This window comes from Burkholderia sp. PAMC 28687 (genome assembly GCF_001577465.1).
Classification (GTDB): domain Bacteria; phylum Pseudomonadota; class Gammaproteobacteria; order Burkholderiales; family Burkholderiaceae; genus Caballeronia.
The window spans coordinates 485409-507849 of the sequence record NZ_CP014506.1 but is presented as its reverse complement, the minus strand read 5'-3'; the positions used below and the strand labels follow the sequence as shown (position 1 = coordinate 507849).

General features: G+C 58.4%; 20 protein-coding genes. 9 read left to right on the top strand and 11 right to left on the bottom strand.

Annotation, left to right across the window (positions count from 1 at the left end):
- Window positions 1-82: 82 nt before the first annotated feature.
- From AX768_RS17655 to AX768_RS17635, 5 genes are all read right to left on the bottom strand, one after another.
- Window positions 83-1000 (bottom strand): ABC transporter substrate-binding protein, encoded by a 918-nt coding sequence (locus AX768_RS17655; RefSeq protein WP_062001418.1) that lies wholly within the window; start codon window positions 998-1000, stop codon window positions 83-85.
- Window positions 1001-1065: 65 nt separating this feature from the next.
- Complete coding sequence (locus tag AX768_RS17650) at window positions 1066-1572, bottom strand: flavin reductase family protein (protein ID WP_075358095.1); 507 nt, start codon at window positions 1570-1572, stop codon at window positions 1066-1068.
- 50 nt (window positions 1573-1622) lie between these two features.
- Window positions 1623-2939 carry an LLM class flavin-dependent oxidoreductase gene (locus tag AX768_RS17645; protein WP_062001417.1) on the bottom strand — a complete coding sequence of 439 codons (1317 nt, stop codon included), beginning with the start codon at window positions 2937-2939 and terminating at the stop codon, window positions 1623-1625.
- Between the two features lie 51 nt (window positions 2940-2990).
- Complete coding sequence (locus AX768_RS17640) at window positions 2991-3794, bottom strand: amino acid ABC transporter ATP-binding protein (RefSeq protein ID WP_062001416.1); 804 nt, start codon at window positions 3792-3794, stop codon at window positions 2991-2993.
- Window positions 3795-3796: 2 nt separating this feature from the next.
- Entirely contained in the window at window positions 3797-4687 is an 891-nt protein-coding gene (locus tag AX768_RS17635; RefSeq protein WP_062002297.1) for an amino acid ABC transporter permease, read from the bottom strand.
- 226 nt (window positions 4688-4913) lie between these two features.
- Between AX768_RS17635 and AX768_RS17630 the strand changes: the two genes are divergently transcribed.
- Window positions 4914-5630 (top strand): LysR substrate-binding domain-containing protein, encoded by a 717-nt coding sequence (locus AX768_RS17630; RefSeq protein WP_231941503.1) that lies wholly within the window; start codon window positions 4914-4916, stop codon window positions 5628-5630.
- 489 nt (window positions 5631-6119) lie between these two features.
- Here AX768_RS17630 and AX768_RS32830 read toward each other — a convergent pair whose 3' ends face one another.
- Both AX768_RS32830 and AX768_RS17620 read right to left on the bottom strand, forming a co-directional pair.
- Window positions 6120-6605, bottom strand: coding sequence for a hypothetical protein (locus AX768_RS32830; RefSeq protein WP_155524273.1), 486 nt, complete (start codon window positions 6603-6605; stop codon window positions 6120-6122).
- A gap of 336 nt (window positions 6606-6941) precedes the next feature.
- Window positions 6942-9146 carry an OsmC domain/YcaO domain-containing protein gene (locus tag AX768_RS17620; protein WP_062001414.1) on the bottom strand — a complete coding sequence of 735 codons (2205 nt, stop codon included), beginning with the start codon at window positions 9144-9146 and terminating at the stop codon, window positions 6942-6944.
- A 464-nt stretch (window positions 9147-9610) separates the two neighbouring features.
- Between AX768_RS17620 and AX768_RS17615 the strand changes: the two genes are divergently transcribed.
- Window positions 9611-10621 (top strand): urea transporter, encoded by a 1011-nt coding sequence (locus tag AX768_RS17615; RefSeq protein WP_062001413.1) that lies wholly within the window; start codon window positions 9611-9613, stop codon window positions 10619-10621.
- 207 nt (window positions 10622-10828) lie between these two features.
- Window positions 10829-11263 (top strand): pyridoxamine 5'-phosphate oxidase family protein, encoded by a 435-nt coding sequence (locus AX768_RS17610; protein WP_062001412.1) that lies wholly within the window; start codon window positions 10829-10831, stop codon window positions 11261-11263.
- Window positions 11264-11448: 185 nt separating this feature from the next.
- On the opposite strand, the gene AX768_RS17605 is transcribed toward AX768_RS17610, so the two are convergent.
- The 3 genes from AX768_RS17605 to AX768_RS17595 form a co-directional block, all read right to left on the bottom strand.
- Window positions 11449-11919 (bottom strand): ribonuclease, encoded by a 471-nt coding sequence (locus AX768_RS17605; RefSeq protein ID WP_062001411.1) that lies wholly within the window; start codon window positions 11917-11919, stop codon window positions 11449-11451.
- A 188-nt stretch (window positions 11920-12107) separates the two neighbouring features.
- Complete coding sequence (locus AX768_RS17600; RefSeq protein ID WP_062001410.1) at window positions 12108-12749, bottom strand: dihydrofolate reductase family protein; 642 nt, start codon at window positions 12747-12749, stop codon at window positions 12108-12110.
- Between the two features lie 142 nt (window positions 12750-12891).
- Complete coding sequence (locus AX768_RS17595) at window positions 12892-13395, bottom strand: GNAT family N-acetyltransferase (RefSeq protein WP_062001409.1); 504 nt, start codon at window positions 13393-13395, stop codon at window positions 12892-12894.
- Window positions 13396-13590: 195 nt separating this feature from the next.
- Between AX768_RS17595 and nudC the strand changes: the two genes are divergently transcribed.
- The 3 genes from nudC (at window position 13591) to AX768_RS17580 (ending at window position 16984) form a co-directional block, all read left to right on the top strand.
- Entirely contained in the window at window positions 13591-14529 is a 939-nt protein-coding gene (gene nudC / locus AX768_RS17590) for an NAD(+) diphosphatase (protein WP_062001408.1), read from the top strand.
- Window positions 14530-14559: 30 nt separating this feature from the next.
- Window positions 14560-15621, top strand: a complete 1062-nt coding sequence (locus tag AX768_RS17585) for a DMT family transporter (protein ID WP_062001407.1) — start codon at window positions 14560-14562, stop codon at window positions 15619-15621.
- Window positions 15622-15802: 181 nt separating this feature from the next.
- Window positions 15803-16984, top strand: a complete 1182-nt coding sequence (locus AX768_RS17580; protein ID WP_082778915.1) for a polysaccharide biosynthesis/export family protein — start codon at window positions 15803-15805, stop codon at window positions 16982-16984.
- Window positions 16985-17134: 150 nt separating this feature from the next.
- Here the strand turns inward: AX768_RS17580 and AX768_RS17575 are convergent, their stop codons facing one another.
- Window positions 17135-17662 carry a GNAT family N-acetyltransferase gene (locus AX768_RS17575; protein WP_062001405.1) on the bottom strand — a complete coding sequence of 176 codons (528 nt, stop codon included), beginning with the start codon at window positions 17660-17662 and terminating at the stop codon, window positions 17135-17137.
- A 342-nt stretch (window positions 17663-18004) separates the two neighbouring features.
- Here AX768_RS17575 and AX768_RS17570 point away from each other — a divergent pair, with 342 nt between their 5' ends.
- The 3 genes from AX768_RS17570 (at window position 18005) to AX768_RS17560 (ending at window position 22441) form a co-directional block, all read left to right on the top strand.
- Window positions 18005-18316, top strand: coding sequence for a DUF4148 domain-containing protein (locus AX768_RS17570; RefSeq protein ID WP_062001404.1), 312 nt, complete (start codon window positions 18005-18007; stop codon window positions 18314-18316).
- Window positions 18317-18821: 505 nt separating this feature from the next.
- On the top strand, window positions 18822-20036 hold the full coding sequence (wecB, locus tag AX768_RS17565) for a non-hydrolyzing UDP-N-acetylglucosamine 2-epimerase (RefSeq protein ID WP_062001403.1): 1215 nt from the start codon (window positions 18822-18824) through the stop codon (window positions 20034-20036).
- A gap of 227 nt (window positions 20037-20263) precedes the next feature.
- A complete protein-coding gene (locus AX768_RS17560) occupies window positions 20264-22441 on the top strand; it encodes a cellulose synthase (RefSeq protein ID WP_155524272.1) in 2178 nt (725 codons plus the stop codon).

Genomic DNA, 22441 nt, shown 5'->3' with positions numbered 1-22441 from the left:
GTCAGCACGCGTGCTCGTTTCTTTCGCGCGAACTTCCTTCAACGGTCCACGCAGCTTCGCCCGGACCCTGCAACCTTGACGGCTACAGCTTTCCACCGTTGATTGGAAAAAGCGGCTTTCCGTCTCTGGAAGACAATCCCCACTTTTTAAGCAGCGCGTCGTAGACACCGTCTTTCTGCAGTTTCAAAAGCGCTTGTTGAACCGATGACGCCAGTTGCTTTCCCTTTTCATCGACGCCAAAGCCGATGCCATATGGCGCCAGCGGATTGAAATAGACGACCTTGTATTTTGCGGGCGTTTTGCTGGCGTTGTAATAGCCCACTGGCGAGTCCACCCACGCCACCTCGCTGACGCCCGTTGATAGCGAAAGCAGTGTCATATTGGAGTCGGGATAGGTCGCGACCGTAAGCGGCTTTTTTCCTGCTTTGATACATGCGTCGCTGATCTTGGCACTTGCCTGTCCCGAAGCCGAGCCACGCGGTAGCGCAACCTGGAGGCCACACAGGTCATCGAGCGACTTCATTGACACATTCCTCGCCGGCGACGCGACGATGGTGTCGCCCATGTTCAGGTAATCGACGAACGTAACGACCGTGTGCCGGGACGTGAAATCGGAAAGCGACAGCAACACGTCAAAGCGATTTGCATTCAGCCCGGGGATCAGCGCGTCGAAAGACGACTGAACGAGCTCGAGCTTCAGGTTCAGCACGGCGGCGGCAGCAGACAAGAGGTCTGGTGTAAAGCCGGCGATATTGCCATCGTCATCTACGAACTTGATCGGCACGACATCAGGATTGACTCCTGCGAGCAACGTTCCGCGATCACGATAAAACTTCGGCACGGCCGCCGCGAGCGCGGCATCGGCCTTGACGTTCGGAACCTTGGATGGGTCCTCGCCCCGGGCAACTTGAGCGAGAAACAGCGAGGCGAAGACACACGCCGCCGCCCGGACGATGGTCCGGGACGTGCATCCTGTGCCGGTCAGAGGGTAAGGATTCATTCCAGTCAAACCTCGCTGAGTGAACGTAGCTTGCAACCAGTGAACTGCAATCGGCGCAGACCCTGTTACGCCGCTCTTAGTGTGCTCTGCGCGAAATCGCGCCTGTGCCATAAAAGGCAATCCGTCGCCATGTCCTCATTGACCGTTGCATCCGCCAACTGACCCACCATGATGCTATGTGTGAAACCGTCATGTACGGCGATCAGGTTGCAATCGAATACGACGACCGCCCCGATCAGGATGGGCGAACCGGTGCTGCCGTCTTGCCACTGTCCCGGTTCGAAACGCTCCGCGCCGCGCGACGATGTGAAGCGTTTCGCGACCGCCGTCTGATCTGCGGACAGCAAGTTCACGGCAAACTTCTTGGTTCGTAAAATGACATCATGCGCGGACGCTGACTTGTTGATGCAGACCAGCATGGTCGCGGGATCTACGGACAGGCTGCATACCGAGGTCGCGAGCATGCCCGACGGCAAGCCGGCCTCTCGCGTGGTTATGGCCGTGACACCGCTGGCAAAGCACGTCATTGCGTGGCGGAACGCGTCAGCGTTCACATTGGTCGATATGGGCATGGCTCTTACTCAAAATTGATCGTGATGTTGGGCTTCATAAAGCGCGGCGCTTAGTCGCCGAACTGGAGCGGCTTGAGTCCGAGGTTTCCGCGCAGCGTACTCGACGCATACTCGGTCCGGAACAGGCCACGTTTGCGCAGCTCAGGGAGGATGAATTCAACAAAGTCTTCCAGGCCGTTCGGCAAAATAGCCGGGCAAAGGTTGAAGCCGTCGGCCGCGCCTTCCTTGAACCAAGTCTCCATGTCGTCCACGATATCCGCCGCTGTTCCAATGAGCTGCCGACCACCCGAAGCTCTATGCTTGTACAACTGGCGAATTGTCATGTTTTCGCGCCGGGCCATTTCGATAAGTCCGCCCCCAATGCTGCTGACCGCGCCCGAACCGATATCTGGAACGGGTCCATCCAGGTCATACCCGGAAAGGTCGCCGAGCGTGCTGTGCAGGATTGCGAGGCCGCTCAACGGATCGATGAGCTCCTGCAACTGATCGTACTTGTCCTGCGCCTCCTGTCTTGTCTTCCCGACATAGGTTGTAAGGCCTGGCATGATCAGCATCTGGTCGGCCGTCCTCCCGTATTTTCCCAGACGGCTCTTTAGGTCTGCATAGTATTTCTGTGCCGACGATATATCGAAAGAGGCGCTGTATACGACGTCGGCATTTTTGGCTGCAAGCTCGCGTCCCGCTTCGGCCGCACCCGCTTGAACGACTATAGGCCGGCCCTGAGGCGTGCGAGCCGAATTCAACGGTCCCCGGACGCTGAAGTGCTTGCCCTTGTGATTCGCAACATGCAGCTTCGACTCCTCATAGAAGATACCTGTTTCCTTGTTGCGAATGAATGCATCGTCTTCCCAGCTATCCCATAGCTTCTTGACAACATCGACGAATTCATCGGCCCGCTCGTAGCGCTCCTCATAGCCCAAGTGTTCATCGCGGCTGAAATTCCACGCTTCCTGCTGGGACCAGGAGGTAACCACGTTCCATCCGGCCCGGCCGCCACTGATATGGTCGAGGGATGCATATTTTCGGGCAATATGAAACGGTTCGTTGTACGTAGTGGAGGCCGTCGCCACCAGTCCGATATTCGATGTGTGGGCGCCGATGGCCGCGAGCAGGGTGAGCGGTTCGAGCTCTGCGTTCTTCGAGTCGCGGGTCAGCGAACCCTTTGGTGTATCGGAGGCGCGAACACCAATGCCGTCGGCGAAGAAAATCATGTCGAGCTTCGCTGCTTCAGCCTTGCGGGCGCTATCGAGGAAATATTTGAAATCGATCGCACCGCCTGCAGGCACATCAGGGTGCCGCCAGGCAGCCATGTGATAGCCGAGGTAACGCATCGACAGGCCAATCCGCATCATTTTGTCTTGTTCCATCACATCTCCAGTCATGTCTGGGGTTGATTCGACAACCCGTTGCCGCCCATCTCAAACGGGCATATTCGAAATGAAGCGCCGGGTGCGTTCGGTGCCGCCGCCGTTGAAAATATGCGCGGGCGAGCCCTGGTCGACGATCCGTCCGCCGTCCATGAAGACCACGCGGTTCGATACCTTGCGGGCAAATTCCATTTCATGCGTCACGACGATCATGGTGGTGCCGGAAATCGCCAGCCCTTTCATGACGTCGAGTACTTCGTTCACGAGCTCGGGATCGAGCGCGCTGGTCGGCTCGTCAAAGAGCATGACCTCCGGCTCCATGGCGAGCGCCCGTGCGATTGCCACTCGCTGCTTCTGTCCGCCCGAAAGTTGCGCGGGGTAGTGCTTCATCTTGTCGGCCAGGCCCACCCGCGCGAGTAGCGCGCGTCCCCGCTCGATCACGTCCTTTCTTGCTTCTCGGCCGACAATGCGAGGTCCAGCGATGACATTGTCAAGCGCAGAGTAATGGGGAAACAGGTGAAAGCCCTGGAACACCATGCCGAAATAGCGTCGTTGCCGGTCGAGTTCTTTCTTGGGCAAACGGATGCGGCGATTGCCGCGCATTTCGGTGCCAAGCACTTCGCCCTTGAAGGTCACCGTGCCCGAGTCGATCAGTTCGAGCATGTTGATACAGCGAAGGAGCGTGCTCTTGCCCGAACCCGATGGGCCGATGATGGCGACCACTTCCCCTTTGTCCAGTGAGAAATCGATCGCGTCAAGCGCGGTGAACGCACCAAACTGCTTGGTGGCCGTCTGGATCTGGAGCAGTGGGTTGCCCGACCCGGTTGCATTCCTGGCAATGCTGGAGGCGTCCATGACTAGACTCCCTTTCCAAAACGGCGTTCAAGAAGACTTTGTCCGCACATGGCGAGACTGGTGAGCGCCAGGTACCAGAGGCATGCAACGGTAAGCAATGGAATCGTCTCGAAGTTGGTCGAATAAATCAGTTGCACTGTTGTGAGCAGTTCCACGTAGCCGATCACCGAGGCGAGCGACGTATTCTTGAACATGGTGATGAGTTCGTTCGCAAGCGGCGGAATGATGATGCGCACGGCTTGCGGCACGACCACGTGAAACATCATGCGAAAGTCGCTCATGCCCATCGCCTTGCACGCTTCACGCTGACCTTTGTCGACAGATGCAAGGCCTCCGCGAAAAATCTCAGCGCTATGTCCGCCGAGATACATCGCCAGGCCAATGATCGCCGCGCTGAAACGCGAGATCACAGTATTCGTGTCGATATCGAACAGAGTCGCGTGCAGGAACGGTATGGGGAGATACAGGCGCGGAACGAGAGCCGACAGGAAGAACAGGAACAGCAGCATGGCAAGCGTCGGCGTAGCCCGGATGATCCAGATATAAAAATAGCCCGCAGCGCGCAACACGGGATTGTCCGCCATGCGGCACGCAGCAATGACAGCGCCCAGGATCAGGCCGAGCACGCTCGCCAGCGCCGTCAGGACCAGCGTATTCGCCAGCCCGCCAAGCACGCGTTTATTGAACAGGTAGTGCGCAACGACATCCCACTGCCAGCGGGGGTTATCTATAACCAGTTGATAGAAAAGGACCATCGCAATAGCGAACAGTCCATACCAGAGCCAGTCCGATTTCTTCGGTCGCGCGTGAATGCGCAGGTCAGCGGGAGGCTCGCCTTGCTGGTTCATACCCGCCATGAACTGCTCCTGTTGATAGTCGGCGTTTTGATTCATACGTGAATGAGCCTCGTCGATTGTTCGAATCGTATCGGCAGTGTGATGGCCGCCAATCGCTTCATCTTCAGCGGGACCCGTCGTGGGTTGGAAGCCGGAATGCCGGCCGTCGCTCACGAACTTTGCCCGATAAAAAGCTGGAATGAATGCAGAATAGGGAGGCAAAAAACGGTTGGGAAATGCTTTATTTTGCGAATACGATAATGTTTTGTTATAGGACGTCTCAGTGAAAATTCGACAACTCGAGGCTTTCCGGGCGGTCATGCTGTATCAGACAGTGACGCTTGCCAGCGAGATGCTTCACATATCGCAACCGGCCACGACACGTCTTCTCGCCGATCTGGAAAGCTCGTTGAGGTTCAAGCTGTTCGACCGCGTCAAGGGACGCCTTATTCCAACGGTAGAAGCGCAAACGCTTTACGAGGAAGTACAACGCTCGCTCGCGGGAGTCGATCGCATCGCGCGGGTAGCGGATGAAATCAGGGACATGCGGCACGGGACATTGCAGGTTGCGGCCGCGCCCGCGATTGCGCTCTCGTTTTTGCCGCACGCCATTTCGGATTACTTGAAGACGCGCCCGGAGGCCCATATTGCGCTGGCGGTCCACTCCTCACGCTCGGTCGTGGACAGGGTGATCGGTCAGCGCTGCGATGTCGGCTTCGCAATCCTTTCCATGAACCACGCGTCCGCGCATGGCGAGCGGCTGATCTCCGTGCGGATGGTGTGTGCATTGCCGGCGGGGCACCGCCTATGCGCACTCGATACCATTACGCCGACTGATCTGGCCGGTGAGCGTTTTGTAGCGCATCCACGCAGTGTGGAGTCCAGATTGCGGATGGACGCGCTGTTTGCAGCGCATGGCGTAGAGATGAGGCGCAGATGGAATGCCAGTTGGGTCATGCGATTTGCGCGTTCATTGAGGCTGGCGCAGGTGTTTCTGTAATCGACGCGATCAGTGCATGGGGGTATCGGGGCTCAGGCGTTGTGTTCAAGCCGTTTGAGCCTTCGCTCGTGACGGATTTCGCGTTGCTCACGCCATCCCAACGGCCGGCTCCGTTGTTGCTGAAGCCATTCGTCGCTCATGTCCGCGAGTTTGCAATTGCGGAGTTGGGTCCCGCGGTTCTTGTGGCGTGATATGGATTTTCTCTAGCCCAGGTTTGCGCCGCGCTGCGGTCTCATGGGATTCTGTCGTTTAGCATGTAGAACCGTGTTCGGGTTTTGTCGCATGTCGGAGGCTGCATTCCAGAAATCGGATCGCCGCCGGCCTCCGCAGTGTGCGGGTTTAGACCCCGAATAATTTTGTCTTGTTTTTGTCACACCTTGCAAGATTGCGTGAGTCCGCGAATCTCTTATCCAGTAACGCATTCAGGATAATTACTTCATTTTTAGGTATTATTTACCTTATAAAACTATTTGACTGGGTAATAGCTACCTATGTACTCTTCCAATTAACGGCACGTCTATCACGCCGGAACCTGAGAGAAAAAAACGGACTTGCGCCCATGTAGGCGCAAGCCAACTCGAATACCTTGTCCGGGGCCGTGCGCACATCTTCATAAAACAAAAATGAGCCTCTGAGATTAAGGCCGATATCTCTAACTTGGGGCCGACCTTCTTGATCGCCGATTAGCTCCAATAAATCGGTGATCCGCAATTTGAACCGGACTATAATCGGCAACTGGACGGCGGTAATAAATTTATGGAGGTTCTTTTGAGAGCGGAAACTAAATTTATCTTCTTCCCGGGCAACAATACCCCCAACTTCGTTCGAGCCGCAGTTGCGGTCTATTGGATTGGGTTTGCAGCCTTCTTTTTCCGCATCGTTCATGGAACAGGCGCTCCGCCTTTCCTGACTCGCCCTGAAGTAGAAGGGGCGATCACGGTTTTTGGGCTGTTCTCTGCCATTTTGATCTTCCATGCGTTTGTCATCATGCGGCTTTCGGCTGGGAAGCTTTGGGCGAGAAACATTGCGCTTCTTTTGACGGCATTCGTCATCACTACAACTCTCTACCGTCTGTTCGCATCCGGACTATCCTACGAGCAGAGTAACGTCTTAAATTTTATAATCATCGCCGCGGAAACTGTCGCCGGGTTATTCTTGCTGACACCCGAAAGTACTGCATGGTTTAAATCTAGGACTAACTAAATGGACTCATTTAAACGGACTGGGATGGTTGCCGTAAGGCGCAACGGCTGGTAAATCACCGACTGGCGCCCTGTACTCCCACCCCATTCCCAGTCGATTGTCAAAACCCTAACGCGCCAAAGCCGCCGCACTGGCGCGCGCCTTATGCAATTTCTTGTAGCTGTCGATCAGGCGGTGGTGCCTGTCGAGACCCTCAAGATTCAAACTCGTCGGCGTTAAACCGTAGAACCGCACGCTGCCGTCTACCGATCCCATTACAGCGTCCATCCGGGCGTTGCCAAACATTCGACGGAAGTTGACCACGTAGTCGTCCAGTTCCAGGCCATCATCGAGCAGCACCTCCAGCACCACGTTCAAAGCCTGGTAAAACAATCCGCGCTCGACCGTGTTGTCGTTGTACTGCAGGAAGGCACCTACCAGCTCCTGGGCCTCCTCGAATTGCTGTAGGGCGAGATGAATCAGCAGCTTCAACTCGAGAACGGTCAACTGTCCCCAGTCCGTATTCTCGTCAAATTCGATACCGATCAAAGTGGCGATATCCGAGTGCTCATCCAGCTCGTTGTTTTCCAACCGGTCAAGCAATGCTGCCAGGCCGGCATCGTCCAGGCGATGCAAGTTCAAGACATCGGCGCGGAACAACAGTCCCTTGTTCGTGTTGTCCCAGACCAGATCCTCTACTGGATAAATTTCCGAATACCCGGGCACCAAAATCCGGCAGGCTACGGCGCCCAGTTGGTCATACACCGCCGTATACGTCTCTTTGCCCATGTCTTCGAGAATGCTGAACAACGCTGCGGCTTCCTCAGCATTGGAGTTTTCACCGTAACCGGAAAAATCCCACTCGACAAACTCGAAATCCGCTTTGGCGCTGAAAAAGCGCCATGACACGATGCCACTGGAATCGATGAAGTGCTCGACAAAGTTATTCGGCTCAGTCACGGCTTCACTGGCAAAAGTGGGTCGTGGTAGTTCGTTCAGGCCTTCAAAACTGCGGCCCTGCAGCAACTCCGTCAGACTACGCTCCAGCGCAACCTCCAGGCTTGGATGCGCGCCGAAGGACGCGAAAACACCGCCCGTCCGCGGGTTCATCAAAGTGACGCACATTACCGGATACACCCCTCCCAGCGACGCATCCTTCACCAGCACCGGAAAGCCCTGCTCTTCCAAGCCCTGAATGCCGGCCAGAATGCCGGGGTATTTCGCCAGCACCTCCTGCGGCACGTCAGGCAATGCGACTTCACCTTCCAGGATTTCGCGCTTTACCGCCCGCTCGAAAATTTCCGACAGACATTGCACCTGCGCTTCGGCCAGCGTGTTCCCGGCACTCATGCCATTGCTGACATACAAATTTTCTACCAGGTTCGACGGGAAATACACCACCTTGCCGTCCGAATGCCGCACAAACGGCAGCGAACAGATACCGCGCCGTGTATTGCCGGAGTTGGTGTCGATCAGATGCGAGCCACGTAGCTCGCCGTCGGGATTGTAGATTTCCAGACAGTACTCATCCAGGACTTCAGCCGGCAGCGCATCCTTGCGGCCAGGCTTGAACCAGCGTTCGTTCGGATAATGGACAAACGCCGCATCGGCAATGTCTTCGCCCCAGAACGCGCCGGCGTAGAAATGGTTGCAATTAAGCCGCTCGATATATTCCCCCAACGCCGACGCCAGCGCGCTTTCCTTGGTTGAGCCCTTGCCATTGGTAAAACACATCGGCGAGTGCGCATCACGGATATGCAGTGACCACACATTGGGAACAAGATTGCGCCACGAAGCGATTTCAATCTTGATGCCCAAGGCCGCCAGGACGCCAGACATATTGGCAATGGTCTCCTCCAACGGCAGATCCTTGCCCGCAATGTAGGTACTGGCGTCAGCCGCTGGCTTCAGCGTCAGCAACGCCTGGGCATCGGCATCCAGGTTCTCGACCTCTTCGATAACAAACTCGGGTCCGGCCTGGACCACTTTCTTCACGGTACATCGGTCGATGGAGCGCAAAATGCCCTGGCGATCTTTCGCAGAGATGTCCGCCGGCAGCTCGACCTGAATCTTGAAAATCTGCTGGTACCGGTTCTCCGGATCAACAATATTATTTTGCGACAGGCGGATATTTTCGGTAGGAATATTGCGAGTCACGCAGTACAACTTTACGAAATAAGCTGCACACAGGGCCGACGAGGCCAGGAAATAGTCGAAGGGACCAGGCGCCGAGCCGTCGCCCTTATAGCGAATAGGCTGGTCAGCTACTACCGTGAAGTCATCGAATTTTGCTTCGAGACGCAGCTTATCGAGAAAGTTGACTTTAATTTCCATGGGGGAATCCTAAAAATAGCGCTGACGATGTCGTGGTCGCTATTATCCGTTGCCAAGGGCAGTTGCACCAAGCTGAGACGGCACGAGTTCTTCCTGCATCATTCTTCAGACGCGAGAGGGACATGAGAGGGACATGGCGACACTGCAGGTTGCCCTTATCCCTATGTTTGCTCCGGGCTCTTACGGCATCGACACGGATGCCCGGTCAACCGGCAGACCCGAACAGCATGCCGCTCGAAGTGTGCGTAGAACGCGTCCACTGTTTTCGCGAGGCCGCGGCGAAGCGGATGCCACTGCCATCCGCGCGTAATACCCACTATTTGATTCGGCCGAACACTTTCGCCGCGGTACCTGTATCTTTCCTGCGGCCAGGCAAGCGGTGACCGGATACACATTGAACCGGGAAGAAAAGCACGTCCGTCGCGCCGAAAGGCAGCCAATGGTTTAACGCTTCAATCCTCACCATGCAAAACGAACAAAACATGGCGTTACCCTCACCGGGGGCGTCACCCCTGCTGTTCGCGCGAAGCATCGGCCAGATTTTCCTGCAACGAAATGCGGGAATGGGCGTGGCCATCCTGATTGCTGTCTTCAGCGTCAGCCCGCGGCTTGGATGCGCGCTGCTGATCGGCGCGAGTACAGGAAACCTCGTCGGCCATATCTTTGCCGACCTGAATTCAACGGCATCCCGAAGCGATCTGCACGGTTTCAATGGAGCACTGGCAGCGTTGGCGGCGTTCACTTTCATCGACAACGATTCGTTTTCCGGAGCTGTCGCCATCCTGGCTGCTATCGCCGCGAGCGCACTGTCGGCGGCAATGACTCGTGCGCTGCACGTGCACAACTTACCGACTTATTCCGGCCCGGCAATCATCGTCACATGGGCGTGGCTGCCGTTTGTTCCAATAATCCACTCTGGCGGACCGGCGGAAACAGATGCCTGGAACGTCGGCGCAGCAGGTGCTTTCTTCAACGGACCGCACGTCGACGCGCCAGCACTTTTCATCTCGTTCACGTCTCACGTGGTAGCCGGGCTTGCGCCGATTGTCTTTGCCACGGGCTTGCTTGCTGGCAGCATTATTCTCGTCGGGCTGGTGCTTACCCGCCCAGCCGCGGCCTTCTGGGCGCTGATAGGCAGCACGCTAGGGCTTTGTTTATCCGCCATCGCCGGCGCGCCGGAATATGCAATGGTCAGCGGCGCATGCGGTTTAAACTCGGCGCTTGCCGCAATGGCCACTTATCGCCTTGGTACCGGACCAGCGGTTGCTGCGATGGGTTTGACTTGCGCGTTTGCCTGGGTCGGCTCGATGATCGGAATACCACTGCTGACTGCGCCGTTTGTAATCGCTTCCTGGACCGTTCAAGTATTCGTAGAGCGCAGGCAGCTCGCTCTCTCAAGGAAAACACTCATACACCATGAAAGCGTCTCTCTTGCACTCGACGCGTCGAACGATAAGGCGCAAGAGGTACGCTGATGTTCAAGGAGACGGCCGTTACGGGCAGGATCGAAGTCAGGCCGGGTTACCAGCAATTGGAGTCTTCGCGTCTGCTGGCTTGACGAAAGCCGCCGGCGTGAGATTGGGCAACGGCTTTTCCGGCTGTCGGTCCGGACTTCATTGCCGCGTACGGACGTAAGGAACAGCGCTTGCGTACACGGTTGACCCGACCTTGATGGAGCAAACATGGCTGCCATGACTCTGGCTGACGTATCAAAAACAATGGCGAAAATCGATTTCGCCATGCTCTCGACCCGTTCCGCAAATGGCGAGATTTCAAGTCGTCCGATGAGCAACAATGGCGACGTCGAATACGATGGCGACAGTTATTTCTTCACCTCGGAAGAAACCCATACAGTCGCCGACATCCAGCGCGACCCCGTTGTTGGACTGACCTTCACGGGCGCAAAACACTTGCTTGGCAAGCCCGGCGTATTCCTTGCAATAGAAGGGCGCGCGGAGCTGATCCGCGAGAAGCCGGCAATCAAGGCGCATTGGTCGAAGGAGATTGACCGCTGGTTCGAGGAAGGTTTCAACACGCCCGGCGTCGTGCTGATCAAGGTAACGGCGAAGCGTCTTCATTACTGGGACGGCGAGGAAGACGGCGAAGTGGCCTTGTAACAGCGCTCGCGTGCCTTTGAGCACCGGTGTGCAACTCGGCGTCGTGCCCGCATCGCGGCCGGCGGCGAGCCGCAGCCGCGAAATGAATTGCAGCGCCTGTACGGCACACCAAATCAGCGGTCACGCCTGGATGAAAGCCGGGTCCTAGAGATGTCTTGCTGTTCGAACACCGACCGCAAATCCAGTTACGGTGCGATGCGTTTGAAACTGACGTAGTAATCGTCGGTGTAGAAGCAGTCGCCGATCTGCCGGCGCGATCCACCACATACGATCCGGCGCTGCCCGCGGTCCGCAGAGCCAGGCGTGCGAACCGTGTATGCGTGGTAATAGCCCCGCGGATGCTGCGGCAGTAACGATGCGCTATTGCGGAACAGAACACCATCCTCGGAAAAAGGGTACGGGCCACCCGCTTTGATCAGACGTAGCGTTTCGGCTGTTTCCGCCGGCAACTGCGCCGTGGCGACGGTGGCCGGCGCACTCCGCCCCTGTGCGGCCGACGCAGCGAGCGTGTCGCTCGCACCCTGCCCAAGCGGGGCCGAAGCCTGACTTGCGGATGCGCCCGATTCCTGAGTGGTGTTTCGTGATCCGTCTTTGCCGCATCCATTGATGACAGCGCTCAGAGCGAGGATGCAAGAGAAAGCCCATGCTCGCTTCATGATACGGTTATCTCCCGGTTGTCTGGCTTGCGGCGATCTCGAACGATTCAAGATTATCGCTAACGGCGGAGCGAATCAACGTTTGGCGGATGCAGGATTTATTTCTTCGACCGATTTTGATCGCAACCTTGAATGCGCGAGCTTTCGAGCGCGGTGCGAAAATGAACAATCAGCCTTGCCCATCAAGCTTACTTCGCCAGGACGATGTGCGTGGCGCGCTCCGTTGCTACATGCTCGACTGTCCGATATCCCAGGGTACGAAGATCCAGACCGCCAAAGAGCGATTCCCCCTGGCCAAGCGCAACTGGAGCAAAGGCAAGGTGAATCTCATCCACATAGCCGGCTTGAATGTATTGCTTCACGGTCTCGACACCGCCGCCAATCTTGACGTCGTGCGCGCCCGCCGCCTCGCGCGCCTGCTCCAGCGCTTTCTCGATGCCGCCGGAAACAAAATGAAATGTCGTGCCGCCCAGCATCTCAATCGACGGTCGCGGATGATGGGTGAGCACAAAGGTTGGCGCGTGATACGGGGGATTGTCACCCCACCAGCCTTTCCATTGATCGTCCGGCCATTCCCCACGAATCGGGCCGAACATGTTGCGTCCGATAATGAAGGCACCGAAACCTTCCATTGCGCGTCGGGCGAATGTGTCGTCGAGGCCGGTTTCACCACCTTCCTTGCCCAGCATCTGACGAAAGGTCTGCGTCGGGAAAAACCATTGGAAGATTTCTTCGCCTCGCAGACCGAGAGGGTGATCTAGGCTTTGAGCGGTTCCTGCGGCAAAGCCATCAAGCGAGACACTAAACCCGGCAACTTTTATCTTGGTCATCAATTTCCTCGTTGGCGCTGCAAGTGAGGTGGCTTCGAAGCCAGATGTTAATTAGGCTTTCATCCACACGACGCGCGATGCAACTGCAAATCGACAGCGATTCGAGCCGGTGAAAACCCGTATTTGAAATCCGCGCGGCCTGTCAAACGGCGGGGCGCACCATCACCAGATCCCGATGTATATCGTCACCGCATTGGAACGACGTGTCGCCGATGGTAGCAAAGCCGTTTCGCGCGTAGAAACGTATCGCCTTTGCATTCTGATCGTTCACCGTCAACCGGACACGTCCAGGCAGGCTCGCAACGGTTGCAGAAAGCAGCCTTTGCGCAGATCCGGTTCCGTGATGCGCCGGTAGCACGTAGCACCGGGTCAACTCCGGAATGCCATCGGCCAATGGCAGGTTCAAGGTTCCAGGAGCGTGATTGACCAGACTGAACCCGATGATCGTTCCGGCATCGTCTAGTACACGAATATCGACGTTGCCATCCGCCAAGGCCGATTCGAAACATGAACGCGTCAGGTTCTCGTCGATATACCTTTGAAGTTCTACCTGCGCAGTTCCTTCCGGACAAGCCAGCGCGAATGTCTGAACGGCAACAGCACTGATGGATTCTGCATCGGTGAGCAAAGCTGTACGTATATGCATGGTTCGATTCAAGACTGAAGTTGCCAGCGGCAATAGTGCCACGCTCCGCGCATCATTTGCCGCAGCGAAAGACCGAGCTCGGTCAACTCGGACGAGACGCTCCTTCGACTGGCGCGCGTGGATTCCGGTGCAGCGGCGTGACCAAAGGCCGTGCCATACTTGCGTACCCTCCCCGCTCCTACCTGAACGATCGTGATGACTGCAATCCCCGCGTCCATCGGCTTTGATACCAACCCCCTTGACCGCCGCTCCGACAAGCGGAACGACCACGCCTTTATCGAACGTCTGCGCAACGACCCGGGTTCCCGCTTTCTCGTCTTCAATGGCGACATCCCCTTGCTCAAGCAAGGCAGCGAACGCGATCCGTGGTTCCTGGCGAGCGAAACAACGGCTTTCGGCGAACCCATTCAAAGCGTCTTCCTCGGGGAGGAAAGCGATGGAACTGGACGCTTCGCTCTCGGCTTCACGCTCGTACCGGAGGATTCATCGGCAGACCCGATCCACGACCGCATCGACCTGCGCTCGATCGCAATGCAGGGTCTCGTTGCGCCCGGCACACTTGGCATACTGGGCGAGGCGAAGTCGATGCTCGACTGGCATCGCCGCCACTCCTTCTGCGCGAACTGCGGCTCCGCAAGCCGCATCGCGGCGGCCGGCTGGCAACGAATTTGCGATGTTTGCAGCGCGCACCACTTTCCACGAGTCGATCCGGTCGTGATCATGCTGGTGATCGACGGCGAACGGTGTCTGCTCGGACGTCAGCGTCAGTTTGCTCCTGGAATGTACTCAGCCCTCGCCGGCTTCGTAGAACCGGGTGAGACTGCGGAAAGCGCCGTTCGCCGCGAAGTCATGGAGGAAGCCGGTGTGAACTGTGAAGGCGTTGTCTACTTCGCGTCTCAGCCATGGCCCTTCCCTTCATCGCTGATGATCGGCTGCTTTGCGCAGGCGAGCGACACAATCATCGTCGTCGATACGGATGAACTCGAAGACGCTCGCTGGTTCTCACGCAAGGAGGCTGCGGAAATGCTCGCGGGCACTCATGCGCTCGAGCTGTCAGCGCCCCAGCCGTTTGCAATCGCCCATCATCTATTGCAGGCGTATGTTGCTAAAGGCGCTTCGGTTTTGAGCAGTTGAGCTTTGACGGATCGTTCCTTTCTCTGAAAAATGTCGACACGTCATAACGCGGCGTACACCGCGCTTCTGGCAGCCGCCCTGTTCGGAGCGACCACGCCGCTGGCCAAGATGCTGCTTGGCGCTTTGTCGCCTTTCATGGTCGCGGGTCTTTTTTACCTCGGTATCGAAATCGGACTTGGGATTGGAATTGTCTTCCAGCGTCTATTCCGGACCGCTCGTGAGCAAAAGGATCAAAGTCACATCCGGCTGGCCGAGGTGCCGTGGCTGTTCGGCGCAATTGCCGCGGGCGGCGTTGCAGGGCCCGCGCTCCTGATGTGCGGATTGAACACGACACCTGCCGCTGCCAGTTCACTCTTGCTTAACCTCGAAGGCGTGTTCACGGCAATATTGGCCTGGGTCTTGTTTCGGGAAAACGTGGACCTGCAGGTTTTTCTCGGGATGGTCGCGATCGTTGCGGGCGGCGTCGCGCTTTCCTGGCAGCCGGCCTCAGCTGGCGTGTCCCTGGGTGCGTTGCTGGTGGTCGCGGCCTGCGTTTGCTGGGCCATCGACAACAATCTGACGCGCAAAGTCGCGACCAACGACGCAATGATGATCGCCTGCCTGAAAGGGCTGGTGGCGGGGTCGGTCAACCTGGGTCTAGCGTTCCTGCTTGGAGGGCGACTCCCGGGCTTATTCGACACCGCCTCAGCGATGCTGACCGGCTTTGCGGGCTACGGCGTAAGTCTGGTGCTTTTCGTGGTTGCGCTACGCAACCTCGGTACTGCTCGCACGGGCGCATATTTCTCGGTTGCACCGATCTTCGGCGTCGCTTTATCGCTCGCGTTCTGGCCGGAACTGCCTTCGACTCTTTTCTGGATTGCCGCCACGCTGATGGCTTTCGGCGTGTGGCTTCATATTCGCGAGCGGCATGAGCATCCCCATACGCATGAATTCCTGGGGCATAACCATCGGCATCGGCACGACGAGCATCATCAGCACACGCATGATTTCGAGTGGGATCCAGCGAAACCTCATTCTCATCCCCATCAGCATCGACCCGTCACTCACAAGCATCCCCACTTCCCGGACATTCATCACCGGCACAGCCACTGATTCCGACGTGACCTCGGCTTGAGAGAGCGCGAATGTAGATCCCGCGCCAGTGCAATACAGGCGCGATAGCGGCGAAACGGTAACGTTTGAAAACAAATCTGTGGGACCGTGCCGGATGTGTCGTTGTTAAACTGCGGGTTTTGCACTGCACCAATGCTTACAAAAGCAAGGGAACGACAACATGAATAACCGGGAATTATTGGACACCGCAGCGCCGAACAGAAACAGCCATGTCATGCCTGGAGCGCGTGCGGCCCTGTCCCTCGCGATCGCTGCAATGCTTTCAGCATGTTCGCTGGCGCCTGGGCAGCACATGATCGAACCGGCTGCATTGCCTGTTACGAGCGCCGACAACGGCGACGTGACGAGCGACATCCAGATTCCGATCAAACAGATCGACCTGACGCTGATCCGCCAGATCCGCGCGGACCAAAAAAACGTGGACAAGACGGCAAGTCAGCTCGGTCTCTTCGCCAAGTCGACCGGATACAAGCTTGGACCGGGCGACGTATTGCAGATCACAGTATGGGATCACCCTGAACTCGCGGCTGCAGTCGGCCAGCCGGCACAGAACACAAAGCCGTCAGATGCTGCGGCCGGCTTCGTGGTGGATAGCGATGGCAACCTGCAGTTTCCCTACGTGGACCGTTCAATCCACGCATCGGGCAAGACTGCCCAGCAAGTCCAGCGCGAGATCAACACCGAGCTGAGCAAGGTGTTCGTAAAGCCGCAGGTCACGGTTCGCGTGGCGTCCTTCCGGTCATCGCAGGTGTATGTGGATGGTGATGTGCGTGCACCGGGTGCACAGACGGTCAATGACATTCCGATGACACTGACCGAAGCGGTGAATCGCGCCGGCGGTTTCGCACCGACTGCCGACCAGAGCCGCGTGACGATCACGCGTAACGGTAAGGCCTACCCCGTGAACGTCGCGCAGATGATGAAGCAGGGCAAGAACCCCGCTGACATCATGCTGCAGCCGGGCGACATGCTTCATGTGGACGCGCGCGAAGACAACACCGTGTATGTGATGGGCGAAGTCAACAAGCCGTCACCTGTACCGCCGCTGCGCGACGGCACGCTCACGCTTGCGGAAGCACTTGCACAAGCGGGTCAGTTGAACCAGGAAACGTCGAATCCGAAGCAGCTTTTCGTGCTGCGCTCGACAGGAGGCGAAACGCCGGTGATTTATCGCCTGGACGCTCGCTCGCCGGTTTCCATGCTGCTTGCGAACCAGTTCCCGCTTGAGTCGAAGGACATTGTCTATGTCGATAACAGCGGCCTCGTCCGTGCGAACCGGGTGCTGAATCTGTTCCTCCCGGCAATCAACGCGGGCCTGACTGCGGCGATCGTTACCAAGTAATTTGCTCGCGGCGCCAAAGGCCGGCGGGTTTTGCGGGATCGTCATTGAACGGCGGGGAGCTCAGTCCAGTCAGTTGTATGGGCTGACTCTCGAATGGCCGAAACAAGGCGCCTCCTCAAAAAGTCGATTCCGCGTCGGTGACTTCGATCTTCATGGTCGTCGGCTCGAGAGCTGAAGGACTGATTTTTCATAAAGTGACCAGATATTGGCGCCAGAGTCCGGCGTCGGCTTGAGCCCTACCCGGTTGAAACCGAGCGACTCGTAGTAGGCGCATAGCTTTGCATTTCCCACGTCGCAGTCAAGCCGAACAAAACGGCGGTTGAAGGCGCTCACCTTGCCGGCGCACCAGTCTATTGCGACGCTGCCAAGCCCGCGGCCATTGAAGCCCTTCCTGACGCAGATCCCATGCACATATCCGGCGTCAGGCTCTTGCGGCCCCCAATGCGCTTCGTCATTCCAGTCGAGCGAGAACGTTCCAACGGGCGTGCCGTCCTGCTCGACGACGTAGACGTCTCTTCGAGAGAGGCTGTCTAATACCCAGGTTTCGCTAAATCCGTCTCCCTCCTTACCCCACGCATAGTCGCAGTGGGCGACCTTTTTCTCGTGTGCGTCGTTCCGGATCTGCGTAGGCGTGGGCACGTCCGTGGCGGTTGCCCTGCGGATGCTTGTGAACGTCATCGCTCCTCTCTCTGTTGGCTTCAAATCAGCTCCGCTACATGAACGATAATCAGCGCGGCTGGCACGAGCATCAGCTGTGCGCACAAGGCGTAAGCCCGCGTTGCATGACGTGAATTACAAATGTAAGTCCGCAGATAACGAAAAGTTGGGTATCCATACGATCCCAACAGGGCGGGGGAATTGAAGTCTACCGGAGCATTGTCGCCGCTTCGATTGTTCGATATCGAACATCACTGGCTGGCGAAGGCCGGGATATGGAAAAAGCGCCGGCTCGACGTCCAAGCCTGCGCCCAGGAATGAGCCATGCGCGGTAGACCTTGCATCAATGGAGAGACACGCAAAATGACGAACGCAACCAAGGCCTGGCCGCTGCTCCCGGCATTAACGCTGTTGCTCGCTGCATGTGCCACAGGAGGCATGCAGGCAGGCACGGGGACGCACCTTAGCCCCACAGAATGCCGTGCCTTGACGGAGATCAGGAACAAGGCACCGGTTACCCACGAGCGCAACATGAGTGAACTTGCGGCCCTGGAGAAGGCGGGCTATCACCCAGGGTGGTTTTTTGATCCTTACTACCCAGCTGATCTTCAGGCAGCACAGCGTCAGGTCAATATCTGGTATGCGACGGATTGCCCGCAAATCGCTCCCGGTTGAGCGGAAGCCGGGTGAAAAAAACAGGCGCTAGAGTATCCATGCCTTAAGACACGAGAAGCATTTACCGAACCAGTCGTCTTTGCGGCTCGCTGGCGCTCGTTAATAATCTTATAAATAAAACTATTGAATCGCTCAGCAATCTCGCGCATGATTTTTATATGAATAAAAACAACTATTTTAAATGCTTTTTTTGGAACTCTTATAAATTCCGGACGTCGATGCGCGATTAACTGCCGGACATCACCCCATTTACCCTGCCCCCCATTCCAACGCTCCCCTCAGCTCCAACATGCGGATTTAACCGTCATACAATACGGTTATCAAATCGTCAGGAAATAATTATCGATTTTCCGCCGCTAATAGGAATGTCCATTTTTCGTCGATCATTGCAGTTACTATCAATTACACTCATTACCATGTTTTACGAATTATTTAAGCTGAAACTTCAGTTGATTAACGCATTTCTCTTAGACTTTCCATTACGAAAACGACAACCCGAAAATCAATGGCATTGAAAAAGGTATTGTCTATCTTCGGGACCCGGCCCGAAGCCATCAAAATGGCGCCGCTGGTGAAGTGGATCGAAGCGGACCCGGACCTGGAATCCATCGTGTGCGTGACGGGGCAACACGAGTCGATGCTGCAACAGGTCCTGGACCAGTTCGATATCACGCCCGATCATCGCCTGAGCGTGATGAGGGAAAACCAGACACTCAACGGACTTGCAGCGCGCGTGCTGGATTCGCTTAACGGCGTATTCGATATTGCCAAGCCCGATCGTGTGCTGGTTCACGGCGACACGACTACGGCTTCGTTTGCTGCTATCGCGGCGTTTCATCGGCGAATCCCGGTTGCACATGTAGAAGCCGGCCTGCGTACGGGTGATCTGTCGCAACCCTGGCCCGAAGAGATGAACCGGCGTGTTGCGGACATCGTTTGCGACCTGTTGTTCGCGCCGACCGCGGGAGCGAAGGCGAATCTCGAAGCTGAGAACCTGCAGGGCCGCGTGGTGGTCACGGGCAACACAGTGATCGACGCGCTCATGATGACGGCCGCGCGCATCGATGCCGACGCACATCTGCGCAAGCGTCTGGACGCGGCCCTGCCGTTTGCCAGCGATGGCAAGCCGATCCTGCTGGTCACGGGGCATCGGAGAGAAAATTTCGGCGATGGCTTTCATCAAATCTGTCTCGCGCTGCAGGACATCGCGCGACGCGACGCGGTGCAGATCGTCTATCCGGTTCACCTCAATCCGAATGTCCGCGAACCCGTGCTGGCCATGTTGCGAGGCGAGCCGAATGTGCATTTGATCGAGCCGCTCGATTACCTGGGGTTCGTGCGGCTGATGCAACGAGCGGCGATCGTGCTGACCGACTCGGGCGGCGTGCAGGAAGAAGCGCCGGCGCTCGGCAAGCCGGTGCTTGTCATGCGCAATATCACCGAGCGGCCGGAGGCAGTCGAAGCCGGCACGGTGCGCCTGGTCGGCACGAGCCGCGTGGCGATCGGATCGGCGGTATCGGCGGTACTCGGGTCATTGACGTCGTTGACCAAGCGCCCGGCAAGAAATCCTTCCCGCCTCGCCAACCCCTATGGCGATGGCCGCGCGTCCGAACGAATCGTGGCCGCCCTCGCAGGCCGCCATTTCACGGAGTTCGGTGCTTCAACGCCGGTGATCGATGCGCCGACGCTCGCACGCACACGGCGGGTCTCGGGCGGCTGACTCACCGCGCCATCACGCCCGGCTTGCACTTTCTTGCGGCATCCAATCGCAGCGTCGCGCCTTATTCACGCGCGCTGCATCGGGTCGTCGTTACTTAAAATAAACTCATTGCGCTACCGACCGTGACCCGAGCCAACCCATCGCATCATCGTCACAATCGACGTTTTTCATGGCACCTGCCGACCCTTGTCCGCGTGCTTCCGTGTATTGCCCTGGCTGCGGGGTCATTGAACGCAGCCGCAGCCCAGACTTCGTCACAAGCCCCGGATTTCGCCGACGCCTTCGATACCGCCAGCCACGCGCCCATCACGCGCACCGTCGAGCTGAAACGGCTTGGCGTGCGCGACACGGTGGCGCTCGGCGCGCCTGACAGCCGCCGCGAATATTACTTTCCGGTGCCGGCCGGCGTTCCGATCACCGACGCCGCCTTGCAAGTCGATGCGAGCTATCTGCGCGGCGATGGCGGCCGCACCACCATGCTCGTGTCTCTCGACGGCTCGCCGGTCCTGGCGCGCGCACTCACGCAGCCGCAAGGCAACGCGGCGGCGACCATCGGCGTGGACGGCTCGCCGCGCGCCAACGGATACGTGCGCGTGGGGTTCGAATATGCGTCGGTGATCAACGACGCCGTGTGCGCCGATCAGACAGCAATCGGCAACGTGCTGCGGCTCGCGCCCGCCACGCGCCTGAACTATCGCTACAACAGCGGGGACATCCGCGATCTGCGGACCGCGTGGAGTGCGCTGTCGCAGACGCCGGCGATCGCCATATCGTCGAAACGGGTCGGCACCGCCGCCTACGATACCGCCTGGCGCGCCGCCGCGATCATGCAGCGCGATGGCCGCGAGCCGTCGGTAAGCGGCTGGCCCGCCGTAGGCGACACCGTGAACCTCGGCACGCCCGATGTACCGGCCGCGTTGCGCGCCATGCCCGCGTTCGCGGCACTCGCGGCCGGTGGCGAACACCGGCTGGCGAACGCCGCCGAAGCCGGCGCGCTTTTGGCCATCTCGGCCCCGACGGCTTTGCCGGCGGATCTCATCGTCGCCGACAATGCGTGGCGCACCAACGTGAACGCCTCGCTCGACGCGCTGCGCGTGCAGGCGGCGGTGGTATCGCCGGAAGCTGCAAGCGCCTTCGATGACTGGCGCGCGCGCGTCGTCGCCCCGCTTGTCACGCCGCTCGCGCCCGGCGAAGCGCGGCTCGTGCACGTGGCCGGGCAGGCTGCGATCGTGGTCGGCGACACGCGTTCGGTCGGCGCGCTCGCGCAGGTCTGGCGCGCCGTGGACGGATCGAATCAACTGGTCGTGCATCAGATCGACAGCGCAGCCAACGGCCGCCATGACGTCGTGCCGCTCGCGGCGCTCGGCGGCGTGCCGCGCACGGTGAACGTGCTGCGCCAGGCATCGTGGACGGCGGATTTCGACCTGGGTGCGGTCGCCGGCGCAGGACGCCTGCCGGATGACGTGGTGCTCGATCTCGCCGGTTCGCCCAATGGCCACAATTCGGGCGTGGTGGCGTCGGTGTTCTTCAACGACACGCTGATCGGCTCGAAACTGCTCGATGCCAATGGCCGCGCCCAACGGGTGACATCGCATATTCCGCGAACCGCGCTCAGCTCGCGCAACCTCCTGCGCGTCACCTTCACGCGCCAGTCCGACTCCGGTTGCGCGAGCGACGAAGGGTATCCGGCAGCGGTCCTGCCGACCAGTCATCTCACGCTCGTGAAGGCCGACGCCGACGACAACTTCACCGGCATGGTCGCGCGCTTTGCGACGAGCGCGAGCGTGCTGGTGCCGAGCGCGTATCTCGCCGATTCCACGACCACCCTTCCCCGCGTGGCGCGTCTTGCCGACGCGACCGGGGTGGATCCGCAACGCGCGACGCTCACGGTGACATCGGGCAATGCTGCAGTCACGCCGGCGGGACCGTTCCTGGCATTCGACGTGGCGCTCGCGGACCAGAAGTCGCACGTGCGGGTCGCGGACGCGCGCCTCGCCATCACCGGCAACGACGACGAGACGCTCTACGATGTCAGCCAGCAAGGCGTCGGGGTACTCGATGTCGCTCACGCCGGCAACACGCGCGGCGTGATCTGGCGCAGCGTCGGAGCACGCGCACCGATCGTGCCGGTGAGCCTGCAACTGGCGCAAGCCGACGTGGCCGTGCTGGACGGCACGGGCGTCCTGAAAGAGATCGATACCCGCGATCCGGCCGGCATGATCCGTATCGATACCGGCAATGAAGCAGGCGCGCCCTGGTCGGAGCGATGGTTGTCGTGGACAGTGCCGGCGTTGCTGGTCGGCATGTTCATCCTGCTGCTGATGTTCGCCGCGCTGGTGCGCAGCCGCAAGCAGCAGGCTGAAAAGCTGGCCGAAAAGCAGGCTGGAAACCCGTCGTCGAAATGA

Bases quoted from the DNA above. Each gene is read 5' to 3' on its own strand.
- AX768_RS17615 (WP_062001413.1), top strand. From the start codon at position 9,611: ATGCAAAACGAACAAAACATGGCGTTACCCTCACCGGGGGCGTCACCC.
- AX768_RS17655 (WP_062001418.1), bottom strand. From the start codon at position 1,000: ATGAATCCTTACCCTCTGACCGGCACAGGATGCACGTCCCGGACCATC.
- AX768_RS17585 (WP_062001407.1), top strand. From the start codon at position 14,560: ATGTCGACACGTCATAACGCGGCGTACACCGCGCTTCTGGCAGCCGCC.
- AX768_RS17640 (WP_062001416.1), bottom strand. From the start codon at position 3,794: ATGGACGCCTCCAGCATTGCCAGGAATGCAACCGGGTCGGGCAACCCA.
- AX768_RS17620 (WP_062001414.1), bottom strand. From the start codon at position 9,146: ATGGAAATTAAAGTCAACTTTCTCGATAAGCTGCGTCTCGAAGCAAAA.
- AX768_RS17605 (WP_062001411.1), bottom strand. From the start codon at position 11,919: ATGAAGCGAGCATGGGCTTTCTCTTGCATCCTCGCTCTGAGCGCTGTC.
- AX768_RS17600 (WP_062001410.1), bottom strand. From the start codon at position 12,749: ATGACCAAGATAAAAGTTGCCGGGTTTAGTGTCTCGCTTGATGGCTTT.
- AX768_RS17580 (WP_082778915.1), top strand. From the start codon at position 15,803: ATGAATAACCGGGAATTATTGGACACCGCAGCGCCGAACAGAAACAGC.
- AX768_RS17645 (WP_062001417.1), bottom strand. From the start codon at position 2,939: ATGGAACAAGACAAAATGATGCGGATTGGCCTGTCGATGCGTTACCTC.
- AX768_RS17610 (WP_062001412.1), top strand. From the start codon at position 10,829: ATGGCTGCCATGACTCTGGCTGACGTATCAAAAACAATGGCGAAAATC.
- AX768_RS32830 (WP_155524273.1), bottom strand. From the start codon at position 6,605: ATGGAAGATCAAAATGGCAGAGAACAGCCCAAAAACCGTGATCGCCCC.
- AX768_RS17575 (WP_062001405.1), bottom strand. From the start codon at position 17,662: ATGACGTTCACAAGCATCCGCAGGGCAACCGCCACGGACGTGCCCACG.
- AX768_RS17650 (WP_075358095.1), bottom strand. From the start codon at position 1,572: ATGCCCATATCGACCAATGTGAACGCTGACGCGTTCCGCCACGCAATG.
- nudC (WP_062001408.1), top strand. From the start codon at position 13,591: ATGACTGCAATCCCCGCGTCCATCGGCTTTGATACCAACCCCCTTGAC.
- AX768_RS17570 (WP_062001404.1), top strand. From the start codon at position 18,005: ATGACGAACGCAACCAAGGCCTGGCCGCTGCTCCCGGCATTAACGCTG.
- AX768_RS17635 (WP_062002297.1), bottom strand. From the start codon at position 4,687: ATGAATCAAAACGCCGACTATCAACAGGAGCAGTTCATGGCGGGTATG.
- AX768_RS17595 (WP_062001409.1), bottom strand. From the start codon at position 13,395: ATGCATATACGTACAGCTTTGCTCACCGATGCAGAATCCATCAGTGCT.
- wecB (WP_062001403.1), top strand. From the start codon at position 18,822: ATGGCATTGAAAAAGGTATTGTCTATCTTCGGGACCCGGCCCGAAGCC.